The organism is Blautia sp. MSK18_10 (genome assembly GCF_020553185.1).
Classification (GTDB): domain Bacteria; phylum Bacillota; class Clostridia; order Lachnospirales; family Lachnospiraceae; genus Blautia_A; species Blautia_A wexlerae.
Window position 1 is genome coordinate 1 of sequence record NZ_JAJCGT010000065.1, and the last position, 9,424, is coordinate 9,424.

Genomic DNA, 9,424 nt, shown 5'->3' on the forward strand with positions numbered 1-9,424 from the left:
AGAGCACACGGTTCATACCCGTGGTGTCGAGGGTTCGAATCCCCCTCTCGCTACTACACGAAAGATGAGTCTGTAAATCGAGTGAAAGGTTTACAGGCTTTTTTATGTTGCCGGCATATTCATACAAAAATATACAAAATTTCTTTTTACTATTGCCATAATCCCCAAAATCCTTTATAATGCAAAAAGGTGAAAGCAAAAGTTCATTGTAATGACAGTAGTATGAAATGATAACAGGGTAGTTATTCAAAAAAAGGATAACTGCCTTGTTTTTGATTATAGGAAAAATCGCTATTGTAAAACCTTTTGCCGAATCACATCAACATTCACGAAAGAGAGGGAAAGGAATGGAGAAACAAGAGAAAAACACAGTAACACCCTACGACCTTGATGGAAGGCCGCCACTGAAGCTGGCGATTCCTCTTGGTTTGCAGCATGTGCTGGCTATGTTCGTAGGTAATCTTACACCGCTTCTGATCATCACAGCAGCCTGTGGAATCGAAGCCGGCGGAGAACTGCAGGTAGCACTTCTGCAGAATGCCATGCTGATTGCAGGTATTGTAACATTGGTTCAGGTATTTACCATAGGACCTGTGGGTGGTAAACTCCCCATCGTTATGGGAACCAGTTCCGGTTTTATTGGCGTATGCCAGAGTGTTGCAGGAGTCATGGGTAATGGAGTGGTTGCGTATGGTGCAATTATGGCGGCATCCTTTATCGGCGGTCTTTTTGAAACTGTACTGGGAAGCTTCCTGAAACCATTGAGAAAATTTTTTCCGTCAGTTGTAACAGGAACCGTTGTATTATCAATCGGTCTTTCACTGATCGCTGTTGGTATCAGTTCTTTTGGAGGCGGAAGTTCCGCTAAGGACTACGGTTCTCTGGAGAATCTGTTTGTAGGCTTTGTAGTTCTGGTTGTAATTGTCGTATTAAAACATGGAACAAAAGGATTTACAAGCTTTGCATCAATTCTGATCGGTATTATCGTTGGATATGTGCTGGTAAGTATTATGGCAGCAGTTCTTCCTACCACATTTACCTATGTGGATGATGCAGGTGCAACAGTAGAAGCTACCAAATCCTGGGTTCTTAACTGGGATAAAGTAGCAAGCGCATCCTGGTTTGCAGTGCCGAAGATCATGCCTGTCAAATGGGTATTTGATGCAAGGGCAATCGTTCCGATCTGCATTATGTTTATTGTAACAGCTGTAGAGACTGTAGGTGATATTTCCGGTATCACAGAGGGCGGTCTTGGAAGAGAAGCTACAGACAAAGAACTTTCCGGCGGCGTTATGTGCGATGGTCTTGGATCTTCACTGGCAGCAGTATTTGGCGTACTTCCGAATACTTCTTTTAGCCAGAACGTAGGTCTGGTTGCAATGAACAAGGTTGTAAACCGTTTTTCAATTGCAACAGGCGGTATTTTCCTTATCGCATGTGGTCTGTTTCCGAAGCTTGCAGCACTGATCTCCATCATGCCTCAGAGCGTACTGGGCGGTGCGGCAGTTATGATGTTCTCATCTATTGTTGTCAGCGGTATCCAGCTTATCACAAAATGGCCGGTAACTCCGAGAAACGTAACAATTGTCTCCGTTGCACTTGGTCTTGGCTATGGACTGGGGGCAAACTCAGCAGTCCTTGCACATATGCCGCAGGCAATCACATTGATCTTCGGCGGTTCAGGAATCGTACCTGCAGCACTGTTTGCTATCATTCTGAATATCGTGCTTCCACCGGATGAGAAATCCGAAGTTGAGATTGCAGAAGAGATTCTTGACATGAAGAGAAAAGAGACACAGAAGAAATAGCGGCACACTGGGAGTGTTCGAAAGTGAATAAGTAAAACAATAAAAAGCGTGAAACCGGGAATATCTGGTTTTGCGCTTTTATTCAGATTATAGTGAATGATTATCTGGTGCAGATGTATGTGGCGAAAACAGACTGCAGATGTCTGGAATGAATTTTGGCTACGTTACTGAGAACGGAGTGAACAACAACGTAATGATAAAAATATGTTATTGAAAATGAAATTCAGGGTTGACAAATATAGCTTCCGGTGGTAAATTAAACGTAAATTTAACAGATTAAACCGATGAAGCGGAAGTCAAAGCAGTCATGCGCGCACAGAGAATCCGGGAAGGTGAGAGCCGGGTGGAAATGCAGTCTGCCAAATGGGCCGCTGAGGGCACAGTGAAAGGTTGAAGATTACAGAGCAGACTAAGTATCCTGTGACGTGAGGCATACGTCAGTTGCCGGGAATATGAAGGTATTTCGCAAAGAGTACGGTTCAAACCGTAAATCAAGGTGGCACCGCGGGTGAAGTATATACGCTCGTCCTTGACAGAAACGATAATTCTGTCAAGGGCGGGCTTTTTTATGTTCCTGGCAGAAACTGAATTAATCACAGGAGGTGTTTCCATGTATCCAACATTAGAAACCATCAGGCAGCTTGCACAGACAAAAGAATATCGTCGTATTCCTCTGTGCAGAGAACTTTATGCAGACAGATATACACCGGTAGAGGTAATGCGCATTTTGCGAAAAGCCAGCCGCCATTGTTACCTGCTGGAAAGTGCCAGCCAGACAGAAGTGTGGGGCAGGTATTCTTTTCTGGGGTATGAACCGTCCATGGAGATTACCTGTACAGACGGAACATTGAAGATCCGGACAACCGATGCTGAGGGAAAAACAGAGGAAACCGTAAGGCAGGTCACACATCCCGGTGATACTCTCAGAGAAATCATCCGGAAATATAAAACTCCGGTAATGGAAAAGATGCCTCCTTTTACAGGCGGTCTGGTAGGATATTTCTCCTACGATTATATCAAATACAGTGAACCAAAGCTGAAACTGGAGGACAAGGAACAGCAGGATTTCAGGGACATGGATTTAATGCTTTTTGATCAGGTGATCGTATTTGACCATTTCAGACAGAAAGTACTTCTGATCACAGGTGTGATGGCAGATGATCTGGAAGCCTCCTACGAGAAAGCAGTAAAGAAATTGGAGGAAATGGCGCAGCTGATTCGAAACGGGGAGCATATGGAATTTGAACCGCTGAGACTTCAGTCAGAAATACAGCCGAAATTTCCGAAAGAAAAATATGCAGAGATGGTGGAGAAAGCCAAACATTACATCAGAGAAGGTGATATTTTCCAGGTAGTACTTTCCAATCCCATGCGTGCGAAAGCAACAGGAAGCCTGTTTGATACTTACCGGGTTCTTCGGGCATCTAATCCTTCTCCTTATATGTTTTATTTCTCCAGTGATGACATTGAACTGGCAGGTGCTTCCCCGGAAACCCTTGCGAAGCTGGAAAATGGTACCTTAAGTACCTTCCCTCTGGCAGGAACCAGACCAAGAGGAAAGACAAGAGAAGAGGATAAAGCCCTTGAAGAGGGACTTCTGAAAGATGAGAAAGAACTGGCAGAACACAACATGCTGGTAGACCTGGGAAGAAACGATATTGGAAAGATCAGCAAGATCGGAACTGTAAAAGTAGAAAAGTATCTCTGCGTAGAACGTTTTTCCCATGTAATGCATCTGGGCTCCACAGTAACAGGAATCATCCGGGATGATAAAGACGCTGTGGATGCAGTAGACGCAATCCTTCCGGCAGGAACCCTTTCCGGAGCACCCAAATTCAGAGCCTGCCAGATCATCGAGGAACTGGAACAGAGCAAACGAGGCATTTACGGAGGCGCCATCGGATATCTGGATTTTGCAGGAAACCTGGATACCTGTATTGCCATCCGCCTGGTTTACAAGAAAAACGGAGAAATCTGTATCCGTTCAGGTGCCGGAATCGTGGCAGACAGTGTACCGGAAAAGGAATTCCAGGAATGCTGCAACAAGGCAAGAGCTGTGGTACAGGCAATTGAACAGGCACAGGAGGGATTAGAATGATATTACTGATCGATAATTATGACAGCTTTTCCTATAACTTATATCAGCTCATCGGTGCAGTGGAACCGGACATTAAAGTAGTGAGAAACGATGAGTGTACACTGGAAGAAATCGCGGAGATGAAGCCGGAAGCCATCATTTTATCCCCTGGTCCGGGAAGGCCGGAGGATGCAGGTATCTGTATTCCGGTGATTAAAGAATTTGCAGGAAAAATCCCCATCCTGGGTGTGTGCCTGGGACATCAGTCCATCTGCGAAGCTTTTGGAGGAACAGTTTCCTATGCAAAAGAACTGATGCATGGAAAGAAAAAGCTGATGTATAAAACAGGAGAAAGCCGGCTTTTTAAGGACCTGCCGGATACCTTTGCAGCAGCCAGATATCATTCCCTGGCAGCGTTAAAGGATACCCTGCCTGCAGAACTTAAGGTAACAGCAGAGTCAGAGGACGGAGAGGTCATGGCAGTGGAACATACAAAATATCCTGTGTTTGGAGTACAATTTCATCCTGAATCTGTAATGACACCGGACGGCAGAGTGATGATAGAGAACTTTATGGAGGTAGTGAGAAATGATTAAGGAAGCCATTATTAAATTATCAAAGAAACAGGATTTAGCTTATGCGGAAGCAGAAGCTGTAATGGACGAGATTATGAGCGGTCAGGCAACACCTGTACAGATGTCTGCTTATCTTACTGCATTAGCTTTAAAAGGAGAGACAATTGATGAGATCACAGCTTCCGCAGCAGGTATGAGAGCTCACTGTATCAAACTTCTCCACAACCTGGATGTGCTTGAAATCGTGGGTACCGGCGGAGACGGTTCCAATTCCTTCAATATTTCCACTACTTCTTCTCTGGTGATCGCAGCAGGCGGTGTTCCGGTTGCAAAACATGGAAACAGGGCAGCATCCTCCAAATCCGGTGCAGCAGATGTTCTGGAAGCACTGGGAGTGAAGATTACACTGACGCCGGAACGCAGTGCAGAGATCCTGAAAAAGATCAACATCTGCTTCCTGTTTGCGCAGAATTATCATATTGCAATGAAATATGTGGCACCGATTCGTAAAGAGCTAGGAATCCGTACTGTATTTAACATTCTTGGACCGTTAAGTAATCCGGCAGGTGCAAACATGGAACTGATGGGAGTTTACGATCAGTCACTGGTGGAGCCACTGGCACAGGTTATGGCAAATCTGGGCGTTAACAGAGGAATGGTTGTCTATGGACAGGACAGTCTGGATGAGATTTCCATGTGCGCACCTACTTCTGTATGTGAGATCAGGGATGGCAAATTTACTTCCTATGAGATCACACCGGAACAGTTTGGATATGAGAGATGTGAGAAGGGTGCCCTGACAGGTGGTACACCTGCAGAAAACGCAGAGATCACAAAAGCAATCCTGAAAGGTGAGGAAAAAGGTCCGAAGCGTCAGGCGGTATGTTTAAATGCAGGTGCAGCACTCTATATCGCAGGAAAAGCCGCTTCCATAGAAGAAGGAGTGAAGCTGGCAGAATCCCTCATCGACAGCGGTGCAGCACTGAAAAAACTGGAAGAATTTGTAGAAGAGACAAATAAATAAAAAGCAACCCCCAATTACTAATGTAAAGGAAATCTGTAACTGTCCGGTAATCTGCTGACTGTGGATATACAGAACAGTTACAGAAAAATCATAGAGATTATGAAGAATATATTAGAAGAAATAGCAGCCAGAACAAGAGAAAGAATTGCAAAAGAAAAATCCTGTATTTCTGTTTCGGAGCTGGAGAACCGGATTCAGGAAGTAAATAAAAATGCAGGGCAGAAAATCACATTTCTCCAGGCATTACAAAAAGACGGTATGTCCTATATCTGCGAGGTAAAGAAAGCCTCCCCCTCAAAGGGACTGATTGCACCGGATTTTCCATATCTGGCAATTGCAAAGGAATATGAACAGGCAGGTGCAAGTGCAATCTCCTGTCTCACAGAACCTTTTTATTTCCAGGGAGCAGACCAGTATCTGAGAGAAATCTCAGCCGCTGTACAGATACCTGTACTCCGCAAGGATTTTACAGTAGATGAGTATATGATCTATCAGGCGAAATCCCTTGGTGCTTCCGCGGTATTGCTTATCTGCGCCATCCTGGATGACGGAGAATTAAGAGCATACAGACAGCTTGCAAAAGAGCTGGGACTGGATGCACTGGTAGAAGCACACGATGAGTACGAAGTGGACAGAGCCTTAAATCTCGGGGCAGAGATCGTGGGAGTCAATAACCGGGATCTGAGAACTTTTCAGGTAGATATGAACAACAGCATTCGCCTGAGAAAAATGGCACCGGACAATGTGGTTTTTGTTTCCGAGAGCGGAATCCGCACCCCGGAGGATATCCGGCTTCTTTATGAGAATAAAGTGGATGCGGTACTGATCGGGGAAACACTGATGCGAAGTCCGGACAAGAAAGCAGCGCTGGAAAGCCTGAATAGCAGCCCGTTACGCTGAAAGATCGAATGTTATCTGAGAGGATAGAATATGACCAGAGAACAACAGCAAAGAACCAAAATCAAAATCTGTGGTCTGAAACGCCCGGAAGACATTACCTATGTAAATGAAGCAAAACCTGCTTACTGCGGATTTATCATAGAATTTCCGAAGAGCAGCAGAAATGTTACAGGTGCATTGGTGAGAGAACTTACTGCAAAACTTAATCCGGACATTATCCCTGTAGGTGTTTTTGTAAATGCAGCACCTGAGCGTGTGGAGGAACTGCTTCTTGACGGAACTATCCATATTGCACAGCTTCATGGACAGGAAGATGAGGCATATATACGGAGAATCCAAAAGAATACAGGTCATCAGGTTATAAAGGCCTTTTCCGTAAAAACAGCTCAGGATATTGAAAAAGCCCTGAAAAGTCCGGCAGATTATATACTGCTTGATCAGGGTGGTGGTGGAACCGGACAGACCTTTGACTGGTCACTGATCCCGGAGATAGACAGACCGTTTTTCCTGGCAGGAGGACTGGGTGCAGATAATCTGGAAACAGCCGTCCGGACCATTTATCCCTATGCAGTAGATCTGAGCAGCAGTGTGGAGACGGATGGAATGAAAGACAGAGATAAGATTTTGAAGGCAGTTCAACTGGTGCATATGAAATAAGATAACCGAATCAAGTAAGTCACCTGCTTCAATTGCGAAAAGCAATAAGCAGTGGGTGGGGACTTGCTTGTATCAGGAGGAGTGCAAGCTCCTTCTGATAAACTGCGGAGCAGTTATTCGGTTATGAGCAAGTAGCGAAGCGGATTGCGAATATCCGCTTGACTAATTCAGAAAGAACATAGAATACTCTGACCGACCATCTGACAGGCCAGGGATTACATACATAAAAGGAGGACATATACAGATGTCAAAAGGAAGATTCGGCATCCATGGAGGACAGTACATTCCGGAAACACTGATGAATGCTGTCATCGAACTGGAAGAAGCCTACAACCACTATAAAGATGACCCGGAGTTTAACGCAGAGCTTACAGAGCTTCTGAACGAATATGCAGGAAGACCATCCCGTCTCTACTTTGCATCCCACATGACAGAAGATCTGGGTGGAGCAAAAGTATACTTAAAGAGAGAAGACTTAAACCATACAGGTGCTCACAAAATCAACAATGTACTTGGTCAGGTACTTCTTGCAAAAAAAATGGGCAAGACCCGTGTCATTGCAGAAACAGGCGCAGGTCAGCATGGTGTGGCAACAGCAACAGCAGCAGCTCTTATGGGTATGGAATGTGAAATCTTCATGGGAAAAGAAGACACAGAACGTCAGGCATTAAATGTATACAGAATGCGTCTTCTGGGTGCAAAGGTCAATGCAGTTACTTCCGGTACTGCAACACTGAAGGATGCTGTTTCCGAGACAATGAGAGAGTGGACAAACCGTATTTCCGATACACATTATGTACTTGGTTCTGTAATGGGACCTCATCCGTTCCCTACAATTGTTCGCGATTTTCAGGCAGTGATCTCCAAAGAAATCAAAGAGCAGATCCTTGAAAAAGAGGGCAGACTTCCGGATGCAGTTCTTGCATGTGTAGGTGGCGGATCCAATGCGATCGGAACATTCTACAATTTTATCAATGACAAAGATGTCCGTCTGATCGGATGTGAGGCAGCAGGACGTGGCGTAAATACGGCAGAGACAGCAGCTACCATTGCAACCGGCAAACTGGGAATCTTCCATGGAATGAAATCTTATTTCTGCCAGGATGAATATGGTCAGATCGCACCTGTATATTCCATTTCCGCAGGTCTGGATTATCCGGGAATCGGACCGGAACATGCGCATCTCTATGATACAGGACGTGCAGAATATGTACCTGTCACAGACGAAGAAGCAGTAGAGGCATTTGAATATCTCTCCAGAACAGAGGGAATCATTCCTGCTATTGAGAGTGCTCATGCAGTAGCTTACGCAAAGAAAATTGTTCCGCAGATGAGAAAAGACCAGATCGTGGTCATTACAATTTCCGGACGTGGAGATAAGGACTGCGCAGCAATCGCGCGTTACAGAGGGGAGGATATCCATGAATAAGAGAATTACAGAAGCATTTGAAAAAGGAAAGGCATTTATCCCGTTTATTACCTGTGGAGATCCGTCTCTGGAAGTGACAGAGCAGCTTGTCTATGCAATGGAGGAAGCTGGTGCAGACCTGATCGAGCTTGGAATCCCGTTTTCTGATCCTACAGCAGAGGGACCTGTGATCCAGGGAGCAAATGTGAGAGCACTTTCAGGTGGTGTGACTACAGATAAGGTATTTGATATGGTAGTAAAGATCAGAAAGAACAGTTCTGTTCCTATGGTGTTTATGACATATGCAAACGTGGTATTTTCTTACGGAACGGAGCGGTTTATTAAAACAGCTGCAGAAATCGGAATGGATGGTTTGATTCTGCCGGATGTGCCATTTGAGGAAAAAGAAGAGTTTGACAGTGTATGTAAGAAATACGGTATTGATCTGATCTCTCTGATCGCGCCGACTTCTCATGAGAGGGTCGCACAGATTGCGAAGGATGCGGAAGGGTTTGTGTATTGTGTTTCTTCTCTTGGTGTTACAGGAACAAGAACTAATATTACTACGGATATCGGAGCTATGGTGAAGTTAGTGAAGGCTGTGAAGGATATTCCATGTGCTGTGGGATTTGGTATTTCTACGCCGGAGCAGGCAAAGAAGATGGCAGCACAGTCGGACGGAGCAATTGTAGGATCTGCAATTGTGAAGTTGTGTGCAGAACATGGTGCGGACTGTGTACCGTATGTGAAAGAGTATGTGAAGTCTATGAAAGATGCTGTAATGGAAGCTTAGGAGTTGAAGAGGGACGCGCAGAAACATATTTCATTTCGTGTGCGGTTTCGAAGCCTAAGAACTTCTAAGCTGCTAAAAATATGCTAAAAACATAAGAAAAATGACCCAAACTCGCCGCATGCTGCGGTGGTATGCTCCCCGTCAAGAGGACAATAAAAAATAATAAATTTTTGTATCGTCAG

Annotated in this window: 8 protein-coding genes; all 8 read left to right on the forward strand. The window is 44.9% G+C overall.

What is annotated here, in order from left to right; genetic code table 11:
• Positions 1-347 precede the first annotated feature (347 nt).
• Positions 348-1,808, forward strand: coding sequence for a uracil-xanthine permease family protein (locus LI074_RS16075; RefSeq protein ID WP_173698392.1), 1,461 nt, complete (start codon positions 348-350; stop codon positions 1,806-1,808).
• A gap of 610 nt (positions 1,809-2,418) precedes the next feature.
• Complete coding sequence (gene trpE / locus LI074_RS16080) at positions 2,419-3,906, forward strand: anthranilate synthase component I (protein WP_173698393.1); 1,488 nt, start codon at positions 2,419-2,421, stop codon at positions 3,904-3,906.
• Entirely contained in the window at positions 3,903-4,481 is a 579-nt protein-coding gene (locus LI074_RS16085) for an anthranilate synthase component II (RefSeq protein ID WP_022381370.1), read from the forward strand. The genes trpE and LI074_RS16085 overlap by 4 nt, the downstream gene beginning before the upstream one ends.
• Positions 4,474-5,484, forward strand: a complete 1,011-nt coding sequence (gene trpD, locus LI074_RS16090) for an anthranilate phosphoribosyltransferase (protein WP_062807918.1) — start codon at positions 4,474-4,476, stop codon at positions 5,482-5,484. The genes LI074_RS16085 and trpD overlap by 8 nt, the downstream gene beginning before the upstream one ends.
• Before the next feature lie 99 nt (positions 5,485-5,583).
• Entirely contained in the window at positions 5,584-6,384 is an 801-nt protein-coding gene (gene trpC, locus LI074_RS16095; RefSeq protein WP_173698394.1) for an indole-3-glycerol phosphate synthase TrpC, read from the forward strand.
• 30 nt (positions 6,385-6,414) lie between these two features.
• Positions 6,415-7,041: a phosphoribosylanthranilate isomerase gene (locus tag LI074_RS16100; RefSeq protein WP_173698395.1), complete on the forward strand. Its 627-nt coding sequence runs from the start codon at positions 6,415-6,417 to the stop codon at positions 7,039-7,041.
• 244 nt (positions 7,042-7,285) lie between these two features.
• Positions 7,286-8,470 carry a tryptophan synthase subunit beta gene (gene trpB, locus LI074_RS16105; RefSeq protein WP_055058796.1) on the forward strand — a complete coding sequence of 395 codons (1,185 nt, stop codon included), beginning with the start codon at positions 7,286-7,288 and terminating at the stop codon, positions 8,468-8,470.
• Positions 8,463-9,242, forward strand: coding sequence for a tryptophan synthase subunit alpha (trpA, locus tag LI074_RS16110; protein WP_173698396.1), 780 nt, complete (start codon positions 8,463-8,465; stop codon positions 9,240-9,242). The genes trpB and trpA overlap by 8 nt, the downstream gene beginning before the upstream one ends.
• The last annotated feature ends 182 nt before the right edge of the window (positions 9,243-9,424 follow it).

What these genes read in the sequence shown, in the direction of transcription:
- LI074_RS16085 (WP_022381370.1), top strand. Translation starts at nt 3,903, where the DNA reads ATGATATTACTGATCGATAATTATGACAGCTTTTCCTATAACTTATAT.
- trpB (WP_055058796.1), top strand. Translation starts at nt 7,286, where the DNA reads ATGTCAAAAGGAAGATTCGGCATCCATGGAGGACAGTACATTCCGGAA.
- LI074_RS16100 (WP_173698395.1), top strand. Translation starts at nt 6,415, where the DNA reads ATGACCAGAGAACAACAGCAAAGAACCAAAATCAAAATCTGTGGTCTG.
- LI074_RS16075 (WP_173698392.1), top strand. Translation starts at nt 348, where the DNA reads ATGGAGAAACAAGAGAAAAACACAGTAACACCCTACGACCTTGATGGA.
- trpD (WP_062807918.1), top strand. Translation starts at nt 4,474, where the DNA reads ATGATTAAGGAAGCCATTATTAAATTATCAAAGAAACAGGATTTAGCT.
- trpC (WP_173698394.1), top strand. Translation starts at nt 5,584, where the DNA reads ATGAAGAATATATTAGAAGAAATAGCAGCCAGAACAAGAGAAAGAATT.
- trpE (WP_173698393.1), top strand. Translation starts at nt 2,419, where the DNA reads ATGTATCCAACATTAGAAACCATCAGGCAGCTTGCACAGACAAAAGAA.
- trpA (WP_173698396.1), top strand. Translation starts at nt 8,463, where the DNA reads ATGAATAAGAGAATTACAGAAGCATTTGAAAAAGGAAAGGCATTTATC.